Annotated in this window: 28 protein-coding genes and 1 pseudogene; 20 read left to right on the top strand and 9 right to left on the bottom strand. The window is 36.3% G+C overall.

Annotated elements, in window-relative coordinates; genetic code table 11:
- Window positions 1-30 precede the first annotated feature (30 nt).
- A complete protein-coding gene (locus PHE37_RS12755) occupies window positions 31-402 on the bottom strand; it encodes a HepT-like ribonuclease domain-containing protein (protein WP_300008717.1) in 372 nt (123 codons plus the stop codon).
- Window positions 395-688 carry a nucleotidyltransferase family protein gene (locus PHE37_RS12750; RefSeq protein WP_299937037.1) on the bottom strand — a complete coding sequence of 98 codons (294 nt, stop codon included), beginning with the start codon at window positions 686-688 and terminating at the stop codon, window positions 395-397. Before PHE37_RS12750 ends, PHE37_RS12755 begins: the two co-directional genes overlap by 8 nt.
- A 360-nt stretch (window positions 689-1,048) precedes the next feature.
- On the opposite strand from PHE37_RS12750, the gene PHE37_RS12745 reads away from it, so the two are divergent.
- Complete coding sequence (locus tag PHE37_RS12745; protein ID WP_300008715.1) at window positions 1,049-1,843, top strand: hypothetical protein; 795 nt, start codon at window positions 1,049-1,051, stop codon at window positions 1,841-1,843.
- A gap of 538 nt (window positions 1,844-2,381) precedes the next feature.
- Window positions 2,382-2,582 (top strand): hypothetical protein, encoded by a 201-nt coding sequence (locus PHE37_RS12740; protein ID WP_300008713.1) that lies wholly within the window; start codon window positions 2,382-2,384, stop codon window positions 2,580-2,582.
- A 50-nt stretch (window positions 2,583-2,632) separates the two neighbouring features.
- On the opposite strand, the gene PHE37_RS12735 is transcribed toward PHE37_RS12740, so the two are convergent.
- Window positions 2,633-3,919: a DNA polymerase IV gene (locus tag PHE37_RS12735; protein ID WP_300008711.1), complete on the bottom strand. Its 1,287-nt coding sequence runs from the start codon at window positions 3,917-3,919 to the stop codon at window positions 2,633-2,635.
- Window positions 3,920-4,060: 141 nt separating this feature from the next.
- Between PHE37_RS12735 and PHE37_RS12730 the strand changes: the two genes are divergently transcribed.
- Entirely contained in the window at window positions 4,061-4,342 is a 282-nt protein-coding gene (locus tag PHE37_RS12730; protein WP_300008709.1) for an HU family DNA-binding protein, read from the top strand.
- 677 nt (window positions 4,343-5,019) lie between these two features.
- Here the strand turns inward: PHE37_RS12730 and PHE37_RS12725 are convergent.
- On the bottom strand, window positions 5,020-5,883 hold the full coding sequence (locus tag PHE37_RS12725; RefSeq protein WP_300008707.1) for a RepB family plasmid replication initiator protein: 864 nt from the start codon (window positions 5,881-5,883) through the stop codon (window positions 5,020-5,022).
- On the bottom strand, window positions 5,884-7,095 hold the full coding sequence (locus tag PHE37_RS12720) for an AAA family ATPase (protein ID WP_300008704.1): 1,212 nt from the start codon (window positions 7,093-7,095) through the stop codon (window positions 5,884-5,886).
- A gap of 124 nt (window positions 7,096-7,219) precedes the next feature.
- Between PHE37_RS12720 and PHE37_RS12715 the strand changes: the two genes are divergently transcribed.
- From PHE37_RS12715 to PHE37_RS12695, 5 genes are all read left to right on the top strand, one after another.
- Window positions 7,220-7,879 carry a ParA family protein gene (locus PHE37_RS12715; RefSeq protein ID WP_300008702.1) on the top strand — a complete coding sequence of 220 codons (660 nt, stop codon included), beginning with the start codon at window positions 7,220-7,222 and terminating at the stop codon, window positions 7,877-7,879.
- Window positions 7,860-8,678, top strand: coding sequence for a ParB/RepB/Spo0J family partition protein (locus PHE37_RS12710; RefSeq protein ID WP_300008700.1), 819 nt, complete (start codon window positions 7,860-7,862; stop codon window positions 8,676-8,678). The genes PHE37_RS12715 and PHE37_RS12710 overlap by 20 nt, the downstream gene beginning before the upstream one ends.
- Window positions 8,679-8,943: 265 nt before the next feature.
- Complete coding sequence (locus tag PHE37_RS12705) at window positions 8,944-9,153, top strand: hypothetical protein (RefSeq protein WP_299995472.1); 210 nt, start codon at window positions 8,944-8,946, stop codon at window positions 9,151-9,153.
- Window positions 9,154-9,372: 219 nt separating this feature from the next.
- The gene (locus PHE37_RS12700) at window positions 9,373-9,567 is read left to right on the top strand and encodes a hypothetical protein (protein ID WP_299995470.1); all 195 of its coding nucleotides are present in this window, start codon (window positions 9,373-9,375) and stop codon (window positions 9,565-9,567) included.
- A gap of 11 nt (window positions 9,568-9,578) precedes the next feature.
- The gene (locus tag PHE37_RS12695; protein WP_299995469.1) at window positions 9,579-9,800 is read left to right on the top strand and encodes a hypothetical protein; all 222 of its coding nucleotides are present in this window, start codon (window positions 9,579-9,581) and stop codon (window positions 9,798-9,800) included.
- A 177-nt stretch (window positions 9,801-9,977) separates the two neighbouring features.
- Here PHE37_RS12695 and PHE37_RS12690 read toward each other — a convergent pair whose 3' ends face one another.
- On the bottom strand, window positions 9,978-10,211 hold the full coding sequence (locus PHE37_RS12690) for a hypothetical protein (RefSeq protein ID WP_299995467.1): 234 nt from the start codon (window positions 10,209-10,211) through the stop codon (window positions 9,978-9,980).
- Window positions 10,212-10,225: 14 nt separating this feature from the next.
- On the bottom strand, window positions 10,226-10,348 hold the full coding sequence (locus PHE37_RS12685) for a hypothetical protein (RefSeq protein ID WP_299995466.1): 123 nt from the start codon (window positions 10,346-10,348) through the stop codon (window positions 10,226-10,228).
- A gap of 83 nt (window positions 10,349-10,431) precedes the next feature.
- Here PHE37_RS12685 and PHE37_RS12680 point away from each other — a divergent pair, with 83 nt between their 5' ends.
- The 12 genes from PHE37_RS12680 to PHE37_RS12625 all read left to right on the top strand — a co-directional run bounded on the left by PHE37_RS12680 (window position 10,432) and on the right by PHE37_RS12625 (window position 24,643).
- Window positions 10,432-11,361 carry a WYL domain-containing protein gene (locus PHE37_RS12680; RefSeq protein ID WP_299995464.1) on the top strand — a complete coding sequence of 310 codons (930 nt, stop codon included), beginning with the start codon at window positions 10,432-10,434 and terminating at the stop codon, window positions 11,359-11,361.
- Between the two features lie 14 nt (window positions 11,362-11,375).
- Window positions 11,376-12,077 (top strand): GNAT family N-acetyltransferase, encoded by a 702-nt coding sequence (locus tag PHE37_RS12675; RefSeq protein WP_299995463.1) that lies wholly within the window; start codon window positions 11,376-11,378, stop codon window positions 12,075-12,077.
- Window positions 12,078-12,353: 276 nt separating this feature from the next.
- Entirely contained in the window at window positions 12,354-13,874 is a 1,521-nt protein-coding gene (locus tag PHE37_RS12670) for a class I SAM-dependent DNA methyltransferase (RefSeq protein WP_299995461.1), read from the top strand.
- Window positions 13,867-15,018: a restriction endonuclease subunit S gene (locus PHE37_RS12665; protein WP_299995460.1), complete on the top strand. Its 1,152-nt coding sequence runs from the start codon at window positions 13,867-13,869 to the stop codon at window positions 15,016-15,018. Before PHE37_RS12670 ends, PHE37_RS12665 begins: the two co-directional genes overlap by 8 nt.
- Window positions 15,012-16,001, top strand: a complete 990-nt coding sequence (locus PHE37_RS12660; RefSeq protein ID WP_299995458.1) for a hypothetical protein — start codon at window positions 15,012-15,014, stop codon at window positions 15,999-16,001. The genes PHE37_RS12665 and PHE37_RS12660 overlap by 7 nt, the downstream gene beginning before the upstream one ends.
- Window positions 16,002-16,086: 85 nt before the next feature.
- Window positions 16,087-18,081, top strand: a complete 1,995-nt coding sequence (locus PHE37_RS12655) for an AAA family ATPase (protein WP_300008698.1) — start codon at window positions 16,087-16,089, stop codon at window positions 18,079-18,081.
- A gap of 78 nt (window positions 18,082-18,159) precedes the next feature.
- Window positions 18,160-18,909: an abortive infection family protein gene (locus PHE37_RS12650; RefSeq protein WP_299995455.1), complete on the top strand. Its 750-nt coding sequence runs from the start codon at window positions 18,160-18,162 to the stop codon at window positions 18,907-18,909.
- Window positions 18,910-19,046: 137 nt separating this feature from the next.
- Complete coding sequence (locus PHE37_RS12645; RefSeq protein WP_299995454.1) at window positions 19,047-19,655, top strand: DUF6088 family protein; 609 nt, start codon at window positions 19,047-19,049, stop codon at window positions 19,653-19,655.
- Complete coding sequence (locus tag PHE37_RS12640) at window positions 19,655-20,515, top strand: ATP-binding protein (RefSeq protein WP_299995452.1); 861 nt, start codon at window positions 19,655-19,657, stop codon at window positions 20,513-20,515. Before PHE37_RS12645 ends, PHE37_RS12640 begins: the two co-directional genes overlap by 1 nt.
- 9 nt (window positions 20,516-20,524) lie before the next feature.
- Window positions 20,525-20,881: an STAS-like domain-containing protein gene (locus PHE37_RS12635; RefSeq protein ID WP_299995450.1), complete on the top strand. Its 357-nt coding sequence runs from the start codon at window positions 20,525-20,527 to the stop codon at window positions 20,879-20,881.
- The gene (locus PHE37_RS12630; RefSeq protein WP_299995449.1) at window positions 20,874-21,404 is read left to right on the top strand and encodes a PIN domain-containing protein; all 531 of its coding nucleotides are present in this window, start codon (window positions 20,874-20,876) and stop codon (window positions 21,402-21,404) included. The genes PHE37_RS12635 and PHE37_RS12630 overlap by 8 nt, the downstream gene beginning before the upstream one ends.
- Before the next feature lie 95 nt (window positions 21,405-21,499).
- Window positions 21,500-24,643, top strand: coding sequence for a type I restriction endonuclease subunit R (locus PHE37_RS12625; RefSeq protein WP_300008695.1), 3,144 nt, complete (start codon window positions 21,500-21,502; stop codon window positions 24,641-24,643).
- A 45-nt stretch (window positions 24,644-24,688) separates the two neighbouring features.
- On the opposite strand, the gene PHE37_RS12620 is transcribed toward PHE37_RS12625, so the two are convergent.
- The gene (locus tag PHE37_RS12620; protein WP_299995445.1) at window positions 24,689-25,258 is read right to left on the bottom strand and encodes a recombinase family protein; all 570 of its coding nucleotides are present in this window, start codon (window positions 25,256-25,258) and stop codon (window positions 24,689-24,691) included.
- A gap of 177 nt (window positions 25,259-25,435) precedes the next feature.
- Window positions 25,436-25,638 (bottom strand): annotated as a pseudogene (locus PHE37_RS12615) (hypothetical protein); the annotation flags it as partial.

Raw genomic sequence — 25,638 nt, 5'->3', positions numbered from 1 at the left:
TCACAGGGCAATTTACCTAATATGTCTTAGTTAATTTTCCTGTGAAGCTAATGCTATAATGATCTTCTCTTTTAAGTCATTCAATTCATCATGGCAAATTTCAAATACAACTTCCGAATTTATATCGATATAGTGATGCGATATTACTTCTCGAAATTTGATAATGTCACTCCAATAATTTTTTGGAGCAACATCTTCAAGTACTTTATAATCTGTTTTATAAATATTTTTAAGTGCTTCACCGATACTTTGAAGGCGCATTGAAATCGAATCAAGCTTTTCTAACCCCTCATCATCTTTCATAAAGTCATCGCTTTGCCCGATAGCTAAAAAACGCTTTTGTACCAGTTCAATGCTTTGAAGAATGAACTCAAGAAGCTCTTTGGTATTTTTCTTATCCATAGATGACTTCACGCTCTATGTTTTGCTTTAGAGATGGCCTCATGTTCTTATGAGGATACAAGAGATCTATTTTTGTTCCGAACGCTTCTTCGAAATAGTTCCAAGCACCGGCAATATTTCTAAATTTTTTATCTTCAAATTCAGCGTAAATATCAATATCACTTTCGGGCGTTGCTGCGCCTTTGGCATAGCTGCCAAAAAGCCCCACTTTAACGAGAGAGTATTTTTCTCTTAGCTCGTCTTTGTGATTAGCAAAAAAATCCAGAATCACCTCTTTGGTAACCATTTCACCCTACTTTTAAATTACATAATTTGTATTGTACCACATTCATGATCAGACACTTTAAAATATAATTATACTTCCTTAATTTTATCATGAAAGGTATATTTTGTGAAGATTTTATCTCATATCTTAAATATATTATATTAATATAATATATTAAGTTTAATGGCTTTTTACTTAAGAATTTCGATTTACGCAATATAATATTGCATTACCTTGCATAAACAAACTTTCCACATTTTAATAATATTATAATTATTTTTCCATTATTCATTAAAATTTAATTTAATATCATTCTTTAAACTTAAAGTAAATAAAATCAAGTTAAGCAAATATTTTATCAATAAAAAAATAGGAAGTGATATGTTATATGATTATAAATTTACGTTAAAACCCTTATATGTTACGCCATCTGAATTCGTTTCGAATTGTAATAATTTAAAATCAAAAAATGATTTTTTAACGAATGTCATAGCCATAGTTTCAACCAAAGGTGGCACTGGGAAATCAACCATAGCCTCTATTTTACATAGTTACTTCGAAGATGATTTAAGCAACGTTGTATTGCTAAATTTAGATATCAAACAATTCGCATACAATAACGATAATTTTAGTATAGTTAATTATCTTGATTATATGGATACACACACAATTCGTGAAATGATTGTCGAATTATCAATCAATTATAATTTTGTAATCATTGACACTCCATCAAATAATATTTCACAGCTATTTGACATATTGTCTATAGTACAAAATCTCATAATTCCTATCTCTGTTGGTAATCGTTCATTACTTTGTATTGAATCTATGATTGATACTCTTTTTGGAGAAGGTTCCACTCTTTCTGGTTTTTACAATATTTTATTTATGTTTAACAATTATATAAATTGCAATATCCTGAATAAATCCATTCAAAAATTAATAATTCATCAATCAGATTTTTTTCCTATTTCGAAAATTAAACTAAATTCGATAATTACATCAATAGAATCTATGAATATTATATATGAGTCAGAAAATTTGAATAAGTCTATTTTTCAAGTATTTAATAAAAATAAATCTAGTTATAGTTATGAAATTATTGTTTTAATCGAATTTTGTAAAATGGTAGACGAATATTTCTATTCTACCAAGCTCCATACACATTTGAAATGACTTCATATATTTATTTCACGTAGCAATAAATTTCTTTCATATTTTTAAAATCTATTTTGTTAATATATTGCGTTGATATCATTCGCTCGCTGATTTTCTTTGTTTTCTTAAAATCTGTAAAAATATTTGGGAACTAAAAACCCTCTCCCGCTAGCCTTGTCTCATCGATCACACAGTGCAGTCTAGTATCTTTTGGAAGTTCCCCGGCAATATATGGCTTATTGGATACATGATTTGTGTGGATTGAGTACCCACGTCTCTATTCTCATAAAGAATCTTATATACCGTGCAGTAAAACGCTTATCTTCTTGCTCTTTCTGCCGATATAACAGCATCTCTAAATAGAGAAATAACTGATGCCCCCTCAAGGATGAGACCATAATGAAATTTTTAACCACACTAGCAGCATCAGACACCCGTTCTACCCCAACTCACACTTCCTCTGATCCGGTTCTTGGGCAAACACTCGACATACGAGGATAAGACATAGCCACTTTGACGGCTGGCTATTTATCCTATCAGCCATAAAAGGAATTAGATGGAAGTATTTATATGGAGCATCGGATTCGGTATTATCGGAATAGGATATTTTTCCATCGGTAAAAGACGTGATCAACCAGCTTTTTTATACAGCGGTATCGCGTTAATGGTATTTCCTTATTTTATAGAGGGATTAATGGCCAATATTCTTATTGGCGTAACCCTGGCGCTTACCCCCTTTATACTCAAGAAGTTTTAACTTCTCTAATCTATTTGTATTCACAATATGACTTCGTTTTTGCTCTCCCCCTACCCTTTTTCAATGGCACATCGTAAGATATCCACTCCATACTTATCCCTGAGTTTTGTCACCTGCTCACTCAAGCGACGTGATTTCTCGTCCTCTTGTGCTTCGAATAAGGAAAACGTCTTTGGTTTATGCTCTGATGTAAAGTTGGACGCTGATAATGAGATACTATGAATACCGTATTGTGGAAGATTATCGATTTTGATTATTGTCTCTATCGCAATGGAACGCAGAAGCGTTTCACTAAAGACTCTATCGATTGTCATAGAGATACCGGAGCTGGCTCCGCCGTTGTATTTGAGTTTGAAATGGTATGTTGTAGGATTGACTTCCAATTTCAATATTGTATGTGACAGATGGCGTGAGAGAATTATGACTCGACGCTTTATCTCGTCTCTCTCCATTGTCGCGGTAAAGTTACGCGATATCCCGATGGATTGACGATCATGGAATGGATTCACCTGCTCGTTGTCAGTGCCACTGATACGTCTAAGCAGATCTTGACCCACCCTACCCCATGATTGAAGCATATGAGCGGATTTAAGCACCTCTCCCAATGTTTTTATCCCATAGCTTCCTAATCGTTTTGAGAGGACTTTGCCGATTCCCGGAAACATGTTGATACTCATAGGGGATACAAAGGCTTCAATCTCCTCTTTGGGGACAATGGTAATCCCGTAAGGTTTGTTAAAATCGGTCGCGAGTTTGGCAATCCATTTGGCAGAGGATGCACCGATCGATATCGGAAGATCGAACTTCTTTAGGATTTCAGCTTGCAGCGATGAAACAAACGCATGGATATCCTCATCTTCTACCCATCCGTCAAGATCCCCCCAGAACTCATCGATGCTGTATTGCTCTAATAGGGGGATTTTTGTTTGAAGAAATTCACGCAGTTTGGTGGAGAGGAGTTGATAAAAGAGATGATCGCCCTGCACTACTAGAAGATCGGGGCACATGCGCATAGCATCACTTAGAGTTGTCCCTGTTTTTATCCCATAAGATTTACATTCGTAACTTCGTGCAATGACTATACCGTGAACCCTCCCCTGTTCATCCATAAACTCTTTTTTCCAATGGGTAGGATTAAATTCTTGCCATTCTCGTTCATGCTGAAAGAGAGAGGTAAAGGCTCCTACACTTTCCGTCATGACGCTTTTGGTGTCTTTGGATGAGAAGATGGCTCGATCACTGCTTTTTACAACAACGACCGGTTTGCCTTTTAGATAGGGAGTTCGTGTTCGCTCAGCTGAGACGAAATAACAATCGAGGTCGAGATGAATGATCACACGGCTCTCCTTGGATAATGAAGCTAAGTGTAGTGCTATTTTTTCAATTAGTTTGTATTTATGTCAATACGCCACATTAACTTATCGTTAATGATGTGTCATGGTATAATCCCGCCTCAATTTAACCCTATAAGGATTTTTATGAATAAAGCTCAATTCGTTGAACTGGTACAAAAACATGGAGAATATAACACCAAAGCTGCTGCAGACGCTGCAATCGATGCTGTTACTGCTGCTATTACTGAAGCACTATGTGCAAAAGAAGATGTTGCATTGCCTGGATTTGGTTCATTCAAAACAGCTACACAAGCGGCTAAAGAGGGGAAAGTTCCGGGTACAGATAAAACTTACAGCAAACCAGCTACTACAGTTGCTAAATTCGCTGCAAGTTCTGTCCTTAAAGATAAAGTGGCGGGGAATTAATTCCCGTCGCTTTATTCTTTAGTACATTATTTTTTTACCGCCTATATTTCACAATATGACTTCGTATTAACCCTTTTTAAGTGCACACCTATTAAATACTAAGCCTCTCAAATTCATACTATTATTAATCAATATTTAATTGCTTACAAAAGCATTCTACATTTCCGATCTGTAGCTATAAAAAACGAAGTCATGTTGTGTGTTTGGTCCTAAAAAGGACTTTTTGTTTTTAAAAACGAAGTCATATTGTGAAAGCTAACTGTTTAGTTCGCTTCACATGCAATAAAACGAAGTCATATTGTGAAATATTCAATCGTAATGTTACGCGCTATTCTTTATCGTTGCAAATTTTATCTATTGCCCTGTTTTATGCACAATTTGACTACGTTTTTGACTATTATTGATAAACATACGGAGGTAGATATAAAAGATAACCATAAAAACGAAGTCATATTGTGAAAAAATTCATTTCTTTCCTACCATCGCGAAGTCATTTACTACATCATACGAAGTCATTTACCCCATTGGCGAAGTCATTTAGTGAAGAAGCGAAGTCATTTACCTCATAAAACGAAGTCATGTTGTGAAGTTCTATAGGTATTTATAGATATTTATAGAATAAATAGATATCTATAGGTAAGCGGGAGAGATCAAGGGTTTTTATCCCTTGACTCCCCCTACTCCTCAGAAAGACCTGGAAGCTCTTTAGTTCTATTAGGAGTACTCATAAATGTAATGCTATTGTCAAAAGAGCCTTTACGATAAATTAATTTTGTTTTTGGCTCATAAGTAATGCCATAATCTTTTAAAAGTTCAGCACTGTCTCGTATCTCTTTGATAGCTGTTTGCTTAGTACGAATCGATTCCATTGGAAATCCAATCGTTTGAAGAAGATTATCAATGCTCATAGTACTTGCTTGAGCATGAGTCCAAAAGAAACGAATGACAGCGCGTAAAAGAGCACTTTTAACTTTGAGAAGTTTTGGCAACTCTTTTGTGTAATTTACAGTGAGTTGATCTTCAAAATATTTTCGATATTCAGGAGTAATGACAATGCCAAAGCTTTTATGTTTAGTGCTATAAGCAAAAGAACTAATGATGTTGAAGCTGTAGAAGTCTTCACCATCGGTTGTTCTAAATTCAATAGCAGTTGTTTGAATTTCATCTAATTTATCTTTTAACCATTTGGTATTACGGGAAGTCGTTCCGCTATAAGACTTGAGAATATCAGAAGTGGAAAAATAAATAGCGATAGCACCACCTTCCAGCTCTTTTATCTCTTTAGCACCAGCAAAAAGGCAGTCTAATAAATCTCTATGCGTCTGAGTAAGAATATTACCTTTGATTACGGTTTTACCCCAGCTGGTTTCGATATAACGCTTTTTTTGGTTTTCAATAAATTGGGTATAGGTTTTTGATGTAGAGCTAATTTTTTCAATCGGAGCAAATACGCCAGTTCGTAGTTCGCTAACAGTGGCATTCGAATTTTCGAATTTTTTGACGATATCAAATTCTTTAAAGACAAGTTGGTGTTTTTCCATTTAAAAGTCCTTCATAAACGATTGAGGTTCAATTTTTGTTTCTGGGAAAATTTGTCTAGATACAATTTTTCCGCCAAGGAGTTTTGCAGCTCCATAGTTGTCTTTCGTAAGAGATATTTTACGAAGATGTGAACGCGTTTCATCCGCTTCACCTTTTTTATCTGTTACAAGACTAATTTCATAAACGAGTCTAACTGCATCGGTAAACGCACTTGCACCTCTGGCTTGTGTGGTGTTTTTCGTACTGTGATGAATAAATATAATGGTCTTATTTTCTTTTGATGCCCATTCTGTAAATAGTTGCATAAATTTTCGGGCATGAGCATTATTATTTTCATCAGCACCAAAGAAAGCGATTAATGGATCTAGAATAATAAGATCGTACATGATCAAACTTTTTTTAAGATCCGTAAAAAATGCATTTATTTCAACTCCTCTACCCTGCTCCATTAACACTTGTAGTGTTGGGCTATTTGAAATGGACAAACGTCCTTTGAAGTTTGATAAAGGTTTTGCAATGATTGAAGAAGCAATTTTTTCTGCACGATGAGCCGTAAGACCTGTTGGATCTTCAGATAGCCATGCAAAGGCTTTAGATGTTGGTGAATCAACGAGATGGCGCATCATAAGTTGAAGAACCATCCAACTTTTGCCGCTACCACCAGGAGCTGAAATCAAAGAAACGGTTTTTTTAGGAAAAGGCAACCATGACTTACAGATAAAATCTGCTTCCTCAGCTTCGATAGAAGTAATATCTGAAGTTTCAAATAATTCAACGCGATGGGATTGACGAAAATTTTCCAGTCTATCGATCGTTTTAGTCAGTAAGGCATTAGACTGAATTGATTCATCTTGTAAGTCACGATTAAATGCATTGATAAGAGTTATGAGCTGTCGCTTGTCCGCTAATTCAGATAGTGCATCAATATAGGGCTGGATAGATGCTGCTGGAGTCGTAGTGAGAATAAAAATAAGTTCTTTTTCAACATTATGACCATTTTTTTTAAGAGATGAATTGATCATTCCCTCTTCAACAGGTATAGAATCACTGTGTAGTTTTAAAATAGTTTGAAAAATAATTTGATGTGATTCTTGAAAAAAAAGTGATTCAGAATTGAGTTTATGAAAATATTCATCAATTAAAAGAGGTGCAAAAATAAGACTTGCTAACAATGTTCGTTCAAGATTGATATCGTACAGTTGTTGCGACATAATTTACCTTAGCTTTATAATGACATATTTTAGCACACTTTGTATGATGTATTTAAAATAACTAACATTACTAACGCTAGGGTATGATTTTTGCTATACTAAGGCAAATAGATTGGGATGTAAGATGATTATTACAATATCGCACCAAAAGGGCGGTGTAGGGAAGTCCACCCTCGCCTATAACATCGCTTTAGAACTTGCACGAAAGCATAACGTCGAAGTTATAGATTTGGATGTTCAACAAACCGTTACTGCATATAATCAGATACGTGCCGAAATGGGGCAAGCTCCGTTACCGGTACATATTTTTTCAACAGCGGAAGAACTTGAAGTATTTTTTGATTCAATGAATGATGATACGATCGTTATTATTGATTCTGGAGGGTTTGACTCAAGTCTTAACCGTTTCGCGATTTTAGTGAGTGATTTTATCATTACCCCGGTCTCTAGCGAGTTTACTGAAATACTTGGACTGCAAAAATATGAGAGTATTTTAAGAGAATTGTCCGAACAAACGGGGACAACAATCGTTACTAATGTTGTACTAAACAAAACAAATCCAAATCAGAAAAAATTTGATGAAGTTAATGATTTTATTCGAAGTTCAAAGCATTTTTTATTAATGGATTCTATGATGCGGCGGAGAGTTGATTTTGCAAATAGTGTTGCGTATGGATTTAGTGTTCGTGAACTCGATAAAAAATCTGAATCTACAAAAGAACTAAAAGAATTTATAAAAGAGATTAAAGAGAAGGTTGGACTTAATGGTAAGAAAAAAGATTGATTATTCTTTAGCAAAAAAGATATCCCAAAATGCTGCATTGACGGAGCAACTTCACGTAGCTGAGAAAAATCCAGAGTCTATCGTTGAAATACCCTTATACAAACTTCAAAGCAATCCTTATCAACCTCGTATTGAGATGAATCATGAGCAATTACGTGAACTGTCAGAGTCCATTGAACAAAACGGGCTACTTCAGCCTATTGTCGTTGCAAAAGATGGTGATGTCCTCACAATCATAGCGGGACATCGACGTGCTGAAGCCCATAAAATGCTAGGTAGAGAGATGATTCGCGCTATTGTGATGGATAAAGTTGTGCATGCACAACTGGCACTTCTCCCTTTAGTAGAAAATCTTCAACGCAGCGATATGGATCCTATAGAAAATGCGATAGCATTCAAAAAAATCTTAGATGACAATATCGTTGAAAGTCAAAATGAATTAGCTGAAAAAGTAGGTGTTTCTAAAAGTTGGTTATCAAAAACATTATCGATATTAAGACTCCCCTCTTCCCTACTTTCAAAAATTCAGGCCGATCATTATTCAGATATTACTGTTTTATCTGCACTTAATAAGGTTCCTGAAGAACAACTTGATAAAGTATATGGCTCAATCAAGACTATGCAGCGTAATGATGCATTGGAAGCTATCAAAAAGGTTATTTCAAAACCAACGAAAAGCAAAGAGAATATAGTGGTTTTAAAAAATAAGGTTGTGATTAATACAACAGGATTATCGAAAGAAAAACAAGATAAATTGAAATTGTTGCTAAAGGGCATAGAGCAATTATTAGAAAAGTAATTGTATTAGTTGTGCATGCACAACTATTTGTAACTCCCCTCCTCTTTTGACTATATCCATCCCATATTTATCGCTAATTTTAATTAAAGGATCGCTCAGCTTCCTTATATTTATGTCATTCTCATATTCAAATATAGGAACATCATTTGCTGGAACGATACGCATGATAAGACTGTTAAAACGGCTTTTTAAACGACGTACAAAAACGTTCAAAGAATACCACATTACCAATATCGCATTTGGATGTGTGGAATAGGGGAGGGCTATGAAAACTTCATTAGGCGAATTTAAAGAAGAGGTAATCGAATTACTCTGTGAAATAGGGGGATGTGAGGTAGAGGATGCGCACTTGCTTGCCAATGAAAAATACTCTCATATCGTATACGGCCACAAGTACCGACTAAATCCCTTAATCATCGCCGGATCGATTCTTGGAATCAATGACTGCTGTATTCCAGGTAGTTCACCGCAGTAGTAATAGTTTCCCTTTTTAATAAAACAGTAATTACAACATCGAATATACAGTTTCAGAGCATTTTTAAGGGTGCTGTGAGGCATTAGGGAATAATAATCAACCAGATATGGATAAAGGGTGGTTTGAGGTGCAGAGGTGTGTTATCATTAGACTTATAGATAAATCCATACGAGAGGCATATCTTGCAACAACCTTTTATGGCGTATGAAAACGATACGAATGGATTCACTACCGGCAATCTGCAAATTAAAAACGGTATCGATACAATATACAATCGAAGGCTCACTGGAGATTACCAAAGACAAAGAAGGTCTCGAAGCCGCACTCAAACTCAAACGGGCTGTAGACGCTGCTATCGATGCACTCAAGCGTGATCGCAATCTCCCTGATTCCATTGAGAATAAAACAAATTAAAGTACCCAAATATGGAAGAGTTATATTTCAATAAAAATATCCGAATCGAATATCCTCAAGATAGAACCTACGGTGAGTGTATTATGGATGAGATCATGAGCATCCAGATGATCGATGGAGAGTTCATACCTGCACTTTATATCAAAAATAAACCCAAACGTCTTAGCAGAGAGGAAGCGCTTCGTTATTACACTCGCAAACTTCGAAATGTCTGGGAGAGTATCGAGGGTTAATTTCTCTAAGGGGAGGGGATACATAGAAATACGCTTCCGCTTTCATCTCTTCTTCTGTCATCTATAGCCCTTTATATTTCGTTTACCTCTAACACGAGGATGACCTATAGGTACTTCTTCATAAAGAAGTGTACTGTAATTTAAAACCGCTCAATCTCTTGAAAATACCCTAAACCACTACGACGCCTGTAGCTGTTCGTAAAACACCTCATACATACTCTCATCTTCACTGTCCATCACAAGGGCGACTCTTTTGCCCATCTTCGTATAGGTATCGAGCAGATAGACCTGTTCACCTTGATGAGAGTATAACGATGATGACATCTTCGAGAGACCATAGGCTTGGTGAGTTGGACGGGATCGTTGTGCATGAGCACGCGCCGATGTGGAGGAAAGATTGGTCTGTATCATAATTATTCTCCTGTCTATGCTATGAATTTAAAGGTAAGGGTTTTAAGAGCATCATAGACACTCATTTGGGTGTGCATCTCTTTGACTTTAAGAGTCAGCCATACCAAAGCTATAGTCGTGATCATTAACGATTCCATGAAATTTCCTTTACGGTGTTAATTTAGATTTTGGTATGATGCACTATGCATTGGACAACATAGTGTCTGTTTAAAGGATTGATATGGGACAAATTCACGACTACGATAAGATCCTCACCCGACTTACCATCATCTTGCAGCGTCTCTATGAGGGGGAACTCTTATCGGTTCAGGATTTAGCCCTAGAGTTCAATGTCTCCACCAAGACCATACAGCGTGATTTCAACCAAAGACTGATTCGTTTTCCGATAGAGAAGCAGGGGATGAAGTGGAAGATGCAAAGCGGCCATGCCATCACCAAAGAGCGCTCTCCCGAAGAGGCATTGGTACTGGAGATGCTCGGTAATATTGCTGAGGGTATCGGATCAGAGTTTGGGGTGAAAGCCAAATCCCTCTTCTCCAAACTCCAGAACAACACTAAAAACCCCATCTACTCCAAAACCATCATCGAAGATATCTCGGATAAGCTTTCCCTCTTTCATATCATCGAAGAGGCAATCATGGAGAGCAAGATGGTGATATTTAACTACAACGGTAAACTACGTCATGTTCACCCCTATAAGATCGTCTCATTTGAGGGGTACTGGTATCTCTATGGTGAAGAGCTTTTAGAAAATAAACTCAAAACCTATTACTTCAAAGGGATTGATCATCTCCAACTCACCAATGAGACCTTTATTCCCAATGATAAGACCTACAAGATTCTGGAGCGTGCCATTAACGCATGGTTCGAACCTGATAAAGAACCTTTTGCAGTGACAATCCGTGCAACCGCCGAGATTGCCAAATACTTCCATCGTCGACCACTAGCCAGTACCCAGCGAATCATCGAGACCTACAAGGATGGAAGTATGGAGATTGAGGTGCTGGTGACTGCTGAGCGCGAAATACTCCATGAGATCAAAAAGTGGATGCCCGATCTCATCATTACCTCTCCTAAAGCGCTTGCTCTCAAAGCTAAAGCAATTGCAGATAGCTTCCTTAGTCGTCAGATCGAGCATCTGATACAGTAGTGTAAGAGGAGACTATGAGTACCGATCAACGCCAGATCCCTTATATCACCTTTGAAGATATCAGCAAAGAGATTCTTGATTACTATGTTTATCCAAATATGGACGTCAACTACTATTGGAGTAATGATTTCTCCCCTCAAATGTATATCGCGCTGGCGCAAGCCGGGTTTATCAGCGTCAGTCATTTACATGAAGATAACTTACTACTGCTTCCGGAAATGCAAGAAGAGTACGCAGTTCTAGACTTTCAGGATCTGCATATTTCTCGTAAGGTTGGCAAACTTATTAAAAAAGGGGGATATCACCTCGAGTTTAATACCCGATTCCCTGATGTGATTGCCTCCATCCAAAACGCTTATTCTCCATGTTGGTTAGAGGGTGCGTATGCTGAGCTGATGGATACCCTCTCTCAGAATAGCTATGATAATTTTACTTTGTTCAGTACTGAGCTGTTTGACAGGAGAAGCAATGAGTTGATCGCCGGAGAGATAGGCTATATCACCCATAATGTTTATACGAGTCTATCGGGTTTTCACAAATCGGATAAGCAATACGAGAATTGGGGAACACAGCAATTAGTGCTGCTTGGGCATCATTTGGAAAGCGAAGGGGTACGGTTTTGGAATCTAGGACATCCGCATATGGAGTACAAAATAGATTTGGGAGCGAAAATTCTCAGTCGAGAAGATTTTTTAAAACGTTTCCTAGAAAATTAACTTCGGACACAACGGTGTCCAACTGCTGCTTTACACTGTCATCATCAAAATCTAAAGGATGAGCGATGAAACTTGAAACCGCAAACCAACAAACTGTTTGGATTAAGAGAGCGAAAGCGTCGATGACGCAATGGGTGTTTTGTGCATTTTGAGATGGTTTTAATGACCTTCTCATACGGAGAAATGCTCCCAACTTACCGAAAAGATGGTACAATCTATCTCATATTACAATACATTATATGATGAAAAATGTTATTTATTTTAAGAGGATAGTGAATGGCAAAAGAAAAACAACAAGAAGAAGCGATAGAAAAACAACTCTGGAAAGCCGCAGATAAACTACGAAAAAATATTGATGCAGCAGAGTATAAACATGTCGTAATGGGGCTAGTGTTTCTCAAATATATTTCTGATAGTTTTGAAGAGCTTTATAATCAACTCCAAGCGGGGGATGGTGATTATGCGGGTGCTGATCCCGAAGATCGCGACGAGTATCAAGCTGAAAATGTATTTTTTGTTCCGCCTACTGCCAGATGGTCGTATCTCCTTGCTAATGCCAAACTCCCAAATATTGGAAAGATTGTTGATGAAGCGATGGATGTTGTCGAAAAGGACAACCCATCACTCAAAGGGGTTCTGCCAAAAGTTTTTGCCAGAGACAATCTTGATAGCAAATCTCTTGGCGGGCTAATCGATCTGATTGGTAATATCGCTTTTGGAGATGCGAAAGCTCGAAGTGCGGATGTCCTTGGTCATGTGTTTGAATACTTCTTGGGCGAGTTTGCACTGGCAGAGGGTAAACAAGGCGGACAGTTTTATACTCCGAAAAGCGTTGTTGAGCTTCTCGTAAAAATGTTAGAGCCATACAAGGGGAGAGTATTCGATCCGTGTTGTGGTAGTGGCGGTATGTTTGTCCAATCGGAGAAGTTTGTCACAGAGCACCAAGGAAAACTAAACGATATTTCCATCTATGGGCAAGAGTCCAACCAAACAACATGGCGATTGGCGAAAATGAACCTCGCCATTCGTGGTATCGACAGTTCTCAAGTCAAATGGAACAATGAAGGCTCATTTCTCAATGATGCTCATAAAGATTTAAAAGCTGATTTTATCATCGCCAATCCACCGTTTAATGTCAGCGATTGGAGCGGTGATCTGCTCCGAAACGATGGACGATGGAAATATGGAACCCCACCAGAGGGAAATGCCAACTACGGATGGATACAACACTTTCTTTATCATCTAGCACCGACAGGAACAGCGGGATTTGTACTGGCTAAAGGGAGCCTCACTTCTAACACTTCCAATGAGGGGGAAATCAGAAAAGCTCTTATAGAAGCCAATCTGGTCGATTGTATCGTCAATCTCCCCGCCAAACTGTTTCTCAATACTCAAATCCCCGCCTCTATATGGTTTATGAAACGAGGACGAACGACTAAAGATATCTTGTTTATAGACTCACGAAATATGGGTGCGCTGATAAACAGACGGACAAAAGAGTTCAGCCATGAAGATACGGACACTATAGCCAAGATTTATCATGATTGGAAAACTGGCAATGGTGCGTATGGAGATATAAAAGGGTTCTGCGTATCCGCAAGCCTCGAAAAAGTGCGTGAGATGAATTATGTTCTCACTCCGGGGCGATATGTTGGGCTGGAAGATGTGGAGGATGAGTTTGATTTCAAAGAGAGATTTGAAAGCTTACAAAGACAGCTAAAAGAGCAGATGGCAGAAGAAGCACAACTCAATCAGAGAATCAATGATAATTTGGCAAAGGTTGTTGTTGATGGGTGAGTGGAAAGAGTGCAAAATTTCTGATATTGCTAAACTTTCTAAAAAATCTTGGAAAGTTGGTGATGAACCAATGTCTTATATCGGACTTGAGCATATTGAAGAAGCTAAGCTTAGATTAAATGGCATTGGTAAATCTGAAGATGTGGCAAGTAACAAATTTTATTTTCAAGCTGGAGATACACTTTTTGGAAAATTAAGACCATATTTTAGAAAAGTTGTTAAACCTAATTTTGATGGCATATGTTCAACCGATATTTGGGTAATCAATCCACAAAAAGGAATTGACAAAGACTTTTTATTTTACTTTTTTACAAATCAAGAGCTGGTTGATATTTCTTATTCTTCATCAGGTGGAACGAGAATGCCTAGAGCAGATTGGAACTTTTTATCTCAAACAGTTTGGAATGTTCCACCCCTTGAAGAACAAAAAGCTATAGCGGAAGTGCTAAGTAGTCTTGATGATAAAATCGATCTTCTTCACCGTCAAAATAAAACTCTTGAAGAGTTGGCTCAAACGCTTTTTAGGCAGTGGTTTATTGAAGAGGCTAGGGATGAGTGGGAAGTAACCATATTAGGGAATCTAGGAAAAGCTGTTACTGGTAAAACACCAAGTACTCAGAATACAGAATTTTGGGGTGACGGAATATATTTTGTTACTCCAACTGACTTTAAATACTATGGTAAATATACTACCTTTTCTGATAGAAGTCTTTCGCTTTTGGGAGTGGAGAAAGTCAAAAATTCTCTATTGCCAATAAATTCTATTTTAGTTACATGTATTGGTTCAGATATGGGAAAAGTAGCGATAGCACAAAGTCAATGTGTAAGTAATCAACAAATTAATTCTTTGATAATTGAGGACAGCATATTGGTTGAATATGTGTATCAGCATTTAAAATATATTTATCCTTTACTTCGTGCTATAGCAATGGGTGGTACTACCATGCCAATAATTAATAAAACGGATTTTGAAAATATAGAAATAACTTTACCAACATATGATTTGATTGAAAAATTTCATGAAGTTACATCCTCTTTTAATGAAAAGATTATTCAAAATACAAACCAAATCAAAAACCTTAAAAATATGAGAGAGACTCTTTTGCCTAAACTTATGGGTGGGGAAGTGAGGGTGGAATGGTAGTTAATAAAGAAGAAGAAATCAAACAAATTAATATTGGCGCGCCACATTTAGTTATTCTCGGTGCTGGTGCTAGTTATGCTTCTTTTCGTTTGGGTGACAAAAATAATAAGCAACTTCCACTGATGAATAATCTGATTGATATTTTAGAGCTTGATGACTTGATCAAACAAACTCAAATCGAATTTCAAACGAGTAATTTTGAAGAGATTTATGACCAAATTTCTAAAGATCCGACTCTTTATGAGATAAAAGTAGAACTCGAACAAAAAGTTTACGAGTATTTTTCATCACTGGAAATTCTAGAAACTCCCACTATATATGATTATTTACTTCTTTCATTGAGAGAAAAAGACTTTATAGCAACATTTAACTGGGATCCATTTTTGATTCAAGCATATAGAAGAAATGGTAATAAATTTAAATTGCCCAAACTAATATTTTTACATGGAAATGTAGAGGTCGGATATTGTCCGAATGGACACATCAAAGGGAATATTGGACAACCTTGTTCAATATGTCATGAAGCATTGATACCGTCAAAGCTTTTGTATCCCATTGGAGATAAAAACTATTCATTAGACCCTTTTATTCATAAAGAGTGGGAGATTTTTAAGGATGTATTGAAGCACTCTTTTATGGTTACTATTTTTGGATATGGAGCTCCTAAGTCAGACAAAGGGGCAATTGATTTAATGGAAAAAGCATGGAATCATAGACAAAGAGCACTTGAAGAAACAGAAATTATAGATATTAGAGCGGAAGATGATCTCATAGAAACATGGCAGCCATTTATATTTAGTCATCACTATAAAATCGAAAACGATTTTTTTTCTTCATGGATAGCTAATCACCCAAGAAGAACGGGTGAAGCGTACTGGAATCAGTTTATCGATGCTAAGTTTATAGAAGATAATCCTATTCCACAAAATGTTAATTTTGAGGAACTTTGGAGTTGGTATGAAGAGCTTGCGAAATATGAATAATATACAAATTGTTTTTTCTGAAAACTGGCGAGATACACTATCGGTTAAGCTTATGAGTGGTGAAATTAGACTAAAGGATATTTAATTGATTGTAGGTTTATTTTTAAAACATATAAAAGCATATAAGGGAATTAACTATATTCCAATTGGAGAAAAATATAACTTTGTAAGCTATATTGGAGAAAATGGAATTGGGAAAAGCTCAATTCTCGAAGCTTTTAATTCATTTTTTAATAATAAGCTATATCCAATCAATAAAAGTGCATTAAATGATGGAATTTTTACTTATGGAAATGAACCATTTTTTGCTCCTATCTTTCTAATCGATAAAACAAAAGTTCCAAGAAAAAAAAATGAATTTGAAAAAATAAGTAAATTTTTTTGGAATGTTAGGAAAACTGATTTAAGTTCAGGTGTTCAGGGCTCAATGAAAGACTTTTTCTTGATAAGAGAAAGTATATTAAAAAATTTGCAATATAGTGAAGAATCGCATTATTTTTTTATTTTAGGAGAACAAAATATTACTGGGGGGGCTCCAAAATTATATTTTGCAAGTTTTCATAATGAAGAGAAATTTTTAACGCATTATTTAGATAAAAACGCAACTGAGCTAGAAGGAAAGTCAAGTGAAGAGAGAAAAGAAACTCTCTCGCTTTGGAAAGATGAGCTCAATAAATTGTTAGATAAAAATGAACAAAGAAAAATCTTGCAAGAGTTAAAAGAGTTATACTCATTCGTTTATGTGCCAGTTGAGCTTGATATAGAAAGTTTTACAAAAGTTGAAACAGATGAAATGCAGAAAATCTTTGATAAAAAGCTAAAAGACGAAATAACAACTGCTCTATCCAATGTAAAGCTGGAAGGTACAGATGGTATTAATAACAAATTAGAAAGTTTTTTAATCGAAATACAAAGTATATTACATGATGAATATGAATATCAAACTGGGCAACAAAGAAATAACAAAATTACAAAATCAGATTTAGTAAATAAAATATTAGAAGCATATTTTCAAAAAAGAGTTTTATATAGAAAGGATAAAAAAGTTAGTGAATTAAGTGCTGGAGAAAAACGGCAAGCTCTAATTGATATCGTTTATGCTTTCTTGATAAGAAATATAGATAGAGAAAAAAGTATTATTATTGGAATTGATGAACCAGAAAACTCTTTACACACATCACTATGCTATGAGCAGTTTGAGAAATTAAAAACTATTTCCAAAAACAATCAAATTTTTATTACTACACATTGGTATGGTTTTTTGCCAATTTTAAGTCAAGGGTATGGACATTTTCTAGATTATAAAAGTGAAAAAATTATTTTTGAAACATATGATTTATATGATTATAAAGCTAAAATCAGATCTACAACGACAACTAGTAAAGGAAAATTACCAAATAACTTCATGCTTAAAAGTACTAATGATTTAGTACAAGCAATATATTATTCAATACAAGGACAAACTCCATACAACTGGTTGATTGTTGAAGGAATTAGTGAAAAACATTATTTAGAATACTTCTTTCAACAAGAAATTGAAGAAAAGAAATTGAGAATTTTGCCTCTCGGTGGAAACAATAGTGTATCTGAAGTTTATGAATATCTAGAGTTGCCAATGAGAGAAAAGAATGAGGCCCTGAAAGGGAAAATTTGGTGCTTAATTGATACTGACCAAGCTAGACATAAAGATTATTTAAAAGAGGGTAGTAAAAATCTCAAACTCAGAAGACTAAGCAATAAAAATTCAAATATAAAAACAGAACTTTTAACACTCAATCATTCAGATACATCTCCAACCGATATAGAACAGGCGTTGAACCCTATAATCTTTCAAAAAGCAATCAATGAACTTTCTATCAATGAAAAATATACGATTAAAACGATAGAAAATGAAAATGGCAATTCAGATTTTATAAAAAATTTCAAAAACTTAGAACTTGAAAATTTATTCAAAGATAATGATGGTGAATTTAAAACAGTTTTTGCTCAAAAGTATGTAGAAATCATGTCAAAAGAAGCAGAAAATGATTCTCTTATTCCAGAATGGATAAAAGAAGTTAGGAAATATTTTAGTGAGTAACATAATGACTGAAATCATCGAAAATAAAATCGAATTGTTCGCTATTAGGTTTTTGAGGGGAGAAGTGAGGGTGAGGATATGAGCTTTAATGATGAAATAACAACAATAAATAATCTTACTGACTACGAATTGATAAAGTACCTTGAAAATGGTTTAATTGGTCGTGCAACAGGTGGGAGTTTTGATTATTATGATTATGTAAGACAAAAAGTACTAAAGAATAATGACTATCAAAAGTTACTTCCTGAGTGGATTAAAACTTGCAGAGATACAAATCAATTTTGGGGTTTTATTAAAGGCAAATTTGGTTCTTATCAGGAAAGAAGAGAGTTCATTTGGAGTGAATTCGCACCGCTACTGAATCAAATAGAATTTAAAACATTTTCCCCGCTTGATGAGATTATAGTTTTTGACGAAGTACATATTTCTCAGCAATGGCAAAAAGCAATTGAAAGAAAAGACAGTGATCCAGAGGGTGCTATAACCATTGCTAGAACTTTGATTGAGAGTTTGTTAAAACATATTTTAGAGGAACAGAATATCAATCATAATGATAGTATGGAATTGTCAGAGCTTTATAAAGAGGTGGCAAAGTTATTAAATTTAGCTCCAGAACAGCATCAAGAAGGCATTTTTAAACAAATACTTGGTGGTGCGAATGGAATTATAAGTGGACTTGGTGTAATGAGAAATAAATTAGGTGATGCACACGGTGCAACAAAAACAAAGATTAAGCCAAAAGAGAGACATGGTGAACTTGCAGTTAATTTGGCAGGTTCAATGGCATTGTTTATTTACAAAACATATAAAGAAAAACAGTCCAAATGACCTGTTATAAGCATGTTCCTCAACAAAAAAGAGTGCATAATGACTGAAAATAAGTTAGCTTATTTTGTCCATTCTTTTAACCTGAAATTTTCAGAAATAATGGTATATTTTTCTGAAAAAATGAATATGGATAAACTATGAAATCCACCCAAGAGCAAGTGCTTTCAAAGATATATGGAAACGGAAATGGGTATGCGTTTTCATCTATGGATTTTATAAGAGATTTTCCAAGAGACAATATAGATAAAGCACTATCGGAGTTAGTACAAAAAGGCAAAATCCGCCGAGTGGCTCGCGGTATATATGACTATCCAAAATACAGTAAACTCTTGCAACAAAATCTAAGTCCGGATATGGAAAAGATTGCCCATGCTTATGCCAGAAAGTTTAACTGGCAAATCGAAGTAAGCGGTGATACGGCGCTCAATATCTTGGGTCTTTCTACCCAGATTGTCGGTAAATATATATACCTCAGTAATGGACCAAACAGGGAGTATATTATCCAAGACAACATAGTCCTAGCGTTTAAAAAATCTGCTTTGAAAAACATAGGGTTTAAATACAAAGAGAGTTCTTTGATAGTACAGGCGCTAAGATCACTCGGTAAAGAACATATCACAGATACGGTTATCACTAAAATTCGAAGCCAGATCGATGAGAAGATGTTTGGCAAGATCCTAACAGATACGAAAACATCAACGGACTGGATCTACGAGACCATCAAAGAAATCTGCAAGGAAACATAATGAACAATGCTACATTATCCAACATTCATAATGATTACGATGGGTTCAATAAACTGATCGAGTTTTATGGAAAATATAAAGATGATACGTTTGAAACTATTGAAATCAATTTGGACACATGGTTTGATGCAAATCTCAGTGCGGTTTTAGGCGGTATTATCGATAGATTAAATGAATGGAATTTTATTGAATTTGGAACTGTTTCTCCAAATATTCAAATAATACTGAAAAAGAATAGATTTTTAGCACATTTTGGGTTTGATGATACCAATGATACGTATCACACAACTATCAAATATCTTAAGCTAAAACCTACTGACAGCAGATATTTTAGCAACTATGTGCAAACAGAGTTATTTGGCAGAAATGAACTGCCAAATATGAGTCAGGAAGTCAGGAAAAAAATAAGCGAGTCAATCTTTGAAATGTTTGTCAATGCACAGATACACAGTGATACTAAATTTATCTATACCTGTGGTCAATTTTATCCTCAGCGTAATGAGATCATTTTTACCATAGTTGATACTGGAGTAGGATTTGCTAAAAGAATAGAAAATAACCTTGGCGAAAAGATCCCTTCTGCAAAAGCTATCAAATGGGCAATAACAGAAGGACATACGACCAAAAAGGATACTCCCGGAGGAATAGGACTGGCGATACTCAAAGACTTTATTACAAAAAATAAGGGTAAAATACAGATAATCAGTGGAAATGCCATGTATCAGCTTGATACTGGTGGTGAAGAATATTTTGATCTTGATTCATATTTTGACGGTGTTATTATCAATATGGTTTTCAAAACCAATGATACGACATCTTATCACTTTGCAGAAGAGATTGATCTGAGTGAATTATTTTAGGGATAAATGATGGAAAGTGTAAAAATTAATGTGTTTAATATCGTAGGTAACGGGAATTGTACGTTACCAGAAGATGGTGAAAAAGTTTTTGAAGCCATCAAAAAAGCTTTGGAAAGCAATAAAAAAGCAATGATATCGTTCAAAAATGTCACGACAATCACATCGGCATTTCTTAACAGTGCTATCGGTAAGCTATATGGGTCTTTTGAAGATGCAAAACTCAAAGAAAGTTTACAGGTTGAAGATATGGCAGTTGAAGATCAAATCATCTTAAAAAGGGTTGTAATCGGAGCAAAGCTCTATTTCAAAGATTCACAAAGAATGGTTGAGTCTATCAAAGAGATATTGGGCGAAGATGATGAATAAATATGATTTGAATAATATGCATACAATAGGGGATAAGAAGATTTTTTTCGATGCGAATATACTTCTTTATCTTTTCTGGAGTACGCATCTTACCTGGCAAGCAAGATACTCTCAAGTATATAATAAGCTAATACAACAAAATACAAAATTTACAATCCATTTTGTAGTCATTTCAGAGTTTGTTAATAGGGTAATGAAAATTGAGTACAATAATTATTTAACCACAAACGGTCTTACTTCTCAATCATATAATTATAAACAATATAGAGATAGTACTGAGGGGCAAGATGCACAGAATGATATTTATACTTTAGTCAAAGCAAAAATAATAAATGATTTTGAAATAGTGGATACAGGTATTTATCAGAAAGAAATTGAAAGTATGTTGGTAATTGACAGTTTGGATTTTTCTGATAAACTGATAGTCAATCTGTGCAAAGACAACGGATTCGTTTTGCTAACGAATGATAGTGATTTTAAAAATTCAGGAATTGATATTTTGACGCTTAACAATAAAATCTAAACAATTGTAAAAAATGTAGCAACTTAAAATCCAATGTTCTAGCATATAGAGATAACTCAAAGGAAGAAGAGATCAACGGATTGGAGTCCTAAAGTATGACCAAGATAACCGAAAATGAAATCGAACTTTTTGCCATAGAGCTACTGGAAAAACTAGGGTATGAATATATCTATGCACCCAATATCGCACCGGATAGCCAGACACCTCTTCGGAACTCTTTTGAAGATGTGATATTAAAAGAAAAGCTCCAAAACGCACTTTCGGTTATTAATCCGACACTCGAATATGATCTGCTCGAATATGCGGTAAAACAATGTCAAAGACTCAGATCCACAGAACTTTTGAGCGATAATGAGATTTTTCATAAGATGCTTATCGAGGGTATAACGGTTGAAGTGCAAAGAGATGGTGTGACTCGTGGAGAGATAGTTAAACTTATCGATTTCGATGATGTAAGCCGTAATGATTTTATCGTATCGAATCAATTCACTATCGTTGAAAATGGGATCAACAAACGCCCCGATTTAATTCTCTTTGTAAACGGTTTGCCGTTGGTCGTGATTGAGCTCAAAAATGCTGTGGATGAAAACGCTACGATCAAAACGGCTCATAATCAGATCGGCACCTACAAAGCACTTATCCCCTCTCTTTTTACCTACAATGCTTTTTGTGTGATCAGCGATGGTATCGAAGCAAAAGCGGGGACGATATCAGCGGGCTTTAGCCGTTATATGACATGGAAAAGCGGTGATGGTATCAGTGAAGCTTCCAAGCTCGTTCCGCAACTCGAAACACTGATCAAGGGTATGTTGAATCCAATGACATTGCTCGATCTGGTACGCAGTTTCATCGTGTATGAGAAAAGCAAAAAAGAGGATAAAAACGGTATCGTCACCATCGAGACGGTCAAAAAATTGGCTGCCTATCATCAATACTATGCCGTCAATAAAGCAGTAGAGCGAACCATCAAGGCTAGTAGTGAGGGCGGAGATAAAAAAGGGGGTGTTGTATGGCATACCCAAGGGAGCGGAAAGTCACTCTCTATGGTGTTTTATACGGGTAAAATCGTCCTAGCTCTCAATAACCCAACCATCTTAGTGATCACTGATAGAAATGATTTGGATGATCAGCTATTTGATACTTTTGCCGGTTGTGGAAATCTGCTTCGACAAGAGCCTGTGCAGATAGAAAACCGAGACGATCTCAAACAAAAACTCAAAGTTGCGAGCGGTGGGGTGATCTTTACCACGATCCAAAAGTTTCAGCCCGAAGAGGGAAATGTTTATGATGAACTCTCAGATCGACGAAATATCATCGTTATCGCCGATGAAGCGCACCGAACGCAATATGGTTTTAAACCCAAAACGGTTGATGATAAAGATCAAGATGGAAATGTTATCGGTAAGAAAATCGTTTATGGATTTGCAAAATACCTCAGAGATGCATTGCCTAATGCCACCTATCTTGGATTTACGGGGACTCCGATTGAAAGTAGCGATGTAAACACACCTGCCGTGTTTGGTAATTATGTCGATATCTATGATATTTCCCAAGCGGTTGAGGATGGTGCAACGGTTAAAATTTACTATGAAAGCCGACTTGCAAAAATACAGCTAAGCGATGAAGGTAAAAAGCTCGTTAAAGAGCTCGATGATGAGCTTGGTAATGATGATTTAAGTGAAACCCAAAAAGCCAAAGCAAAATGGACCCAACTCGAAGCCCTGATCGGAAGCGAAAATCGCGTTAAAGAGGTAGCAAACGATATTGTTACGCACTTTGAAGCACGTCAAGAAGTATTTGATGGTAAAGGGATGATCGTTGCTATGAGTAGAAGGATAGCTACAAGGCTCTATGAGGAGATAATCAAGCTTCGCCCTCACTGGCATAACGATGATCTGGATAAGGGTGTTATCAAAGTGATTATGACAGCCAGTTCTAGCGATGGTCCATCATTAGCCAAACATCATACGACGAAACAGCAAAGACGCGATTTGGCAAACCGTATGAAAGATACGAGTGATGAACTCAAACTTGTCATTGTACGGGATATGTGGCTGACTGGATTTGATGCGCCATCGATGCACACGCTTTATATCGATAAGCCTATGAAAGGGCATAACCTCATGCAGGCGATTGCACGGGTTAATCGGGTTTATGGTGATAAGCCTGCTGGATTGGTTGTAGATTATCTGGGAATTGCAAGTGATCTCAAAAAAGCGTTATCGTTTTACAGCGATAGTGGCGGAAAAGGTGATCCGGCACTTGCACAAGAGCAAGCCGTTGCACTGATGTTGGAAAAGTTAGAAGTGGTCTCTCAAATGTATCATGGATTCGCATATGAGCATTACTTTGAAGCAGATACCAGAGGGAAATTAACTTTGATCCTTGAAGCGGAAGAGCATGTTTTGGGTCTCGAAGATGGCAAAAAAAGATACATAGATGAAGTAACTGCACTCTCATCGGCATTTGCTATTGCTGTTCCCCATGATGAGGCGATGGATGTAAAAGATGAAGTTTCATTTTTTCAAGCAGTAAAAGCACGACTCGTAAAGTTCAATGGTACTGGTGGCGGTCTTACAGATGAAGAGTTAGAAACTACTATCCGTCAGGTCATCGATCAAGCCCTCGTAACAGAGCAAGTAATCGATATTTTTGATGCATCAGGAATTAAAAAGCCTGATATCTCTGTTCTATCGGAAGAATTCTTGCTCGAAGTTCAAGGGATGAAACATAAAAATATCGCCTTGGAAGTGTTGAAAAAACTTCTCAATGACGAGATTAAAACGAGGATGAAAACGAATCTCGTACAAAGCAAATCGCTTATGGAGATGTTGGAAAACTCGATCAAAAAATATCATAACAAAATCATTACGGCAGCTGAAGTTATTGAAGAACTCATCAAGCTCAGTAAAGATATTCATCAAATGGATGAAGAGCCTAAAGCGATGGGTTTAACAGACTTTGAATACGCATTTTATACTGCCATCGCTAACAATGATAGCGCTAAAGAAGTTATGGAAAAAGATGTTTTACGAGAGCTTGCCGTTGTTCTAACGCAGAGAGTGCGAGAAAATGCCAGTATCGACTGGACAATCAAAGAGAGTGTCCGATCCAAACTAAAGGTAATCGTAAAAAGAACCCTCCGCCAATTTGGTTATCCACCGGATATGCAGATGTTGGCAACCGAGACGGTCTTGAAACAGGCTGAGATGATTGCGAATGAGTTGGCAGGAGAGTAAAGATTTATATTTTATCTGATATGACGGATTGCTTTTATTTTTCTACTAAATCGTTTTAGTACGATTGAGACTATCAATCAAAGTCGATCGCTTAACTTCAAAAGTGCGACAAACTGCTGCTTTAGACATCCCATTATTCAATGCCTCCAAAATAGTATCCATCTTCTCTTGAGGTATTGCTCGTGGTCGTCCACCGATACGTCCTCTTTTTCTCGCTGCTGCCAATCCGGCATTTACTCTCTCTTGGATTAATGAGCGTTCAAACTGTGCCAGTGCTCCGAATACATGAAACAGCAACTCTCCGGACGGGCTGGAGGTGTCCATCCCCTCGGTCAAAGATCTGAATCCGACACCTTTAGATTTGAGTTGTGAAATAATTTCAATCAAGTGGGGTAGGGATCTGCCTAACCGATCCAATTTCCAAACGACTAATACATCTCCCTCTTTTACATACTCTAACGCTTTTGTTAAGCCAACACGATCATCTTTGGCTCCGGATGCTTTGTCTTCGAAAATATTACGCTCATCCACTCCGGCACTTATCAATGCATCACGTTGTAAATCGGTACTTTGGCGATCACCATCGGTTGAAACTCTCATATATCCTATTAGCATGTCGGAAAACCTCAAATTTTAGTATCCGACTATTATATCATTCCGATAGGGTTTTTCGTATAGATTATTGCATATTTTTAGTATTTAATTGTAGAGTAGGGGAGAGTGTGCGGAAAACACTTGATTTTCGTAATAGATTGGCCTATATGGTTCTGTAAATGAACAATTTGCATTTCTTCAGCTTAATGGATTAAGGGCTTGTTTTTCTTTTTTTGCGGCTTTAAACACAGCTTTAGCTGCATCGAGATTCATTGCAAAAATTCCAATTCCTACTACTAAGTCCGGCCACATTGAAGCCGAATATATCGTCATTAGTCCTGACGCAATAATAGCGATATTGGCATATGCATCGTTTCTGGCTGATAGAAATGCGGCTTTGG

The sequence above is a fragment of the Sulfuricurvum sp. genome, assembly GCF_028681615.1.
Lineage (GTDB): Bacteria > Campylobacterota > Campylobacteria > Campylobacterales > Sulfurimonadaceae > Sulfuricurvum.
Note: the sequence above shows the minus strand (reverse complement) of the source record. Positions and strands in the feature narration are given on the sequence as shown.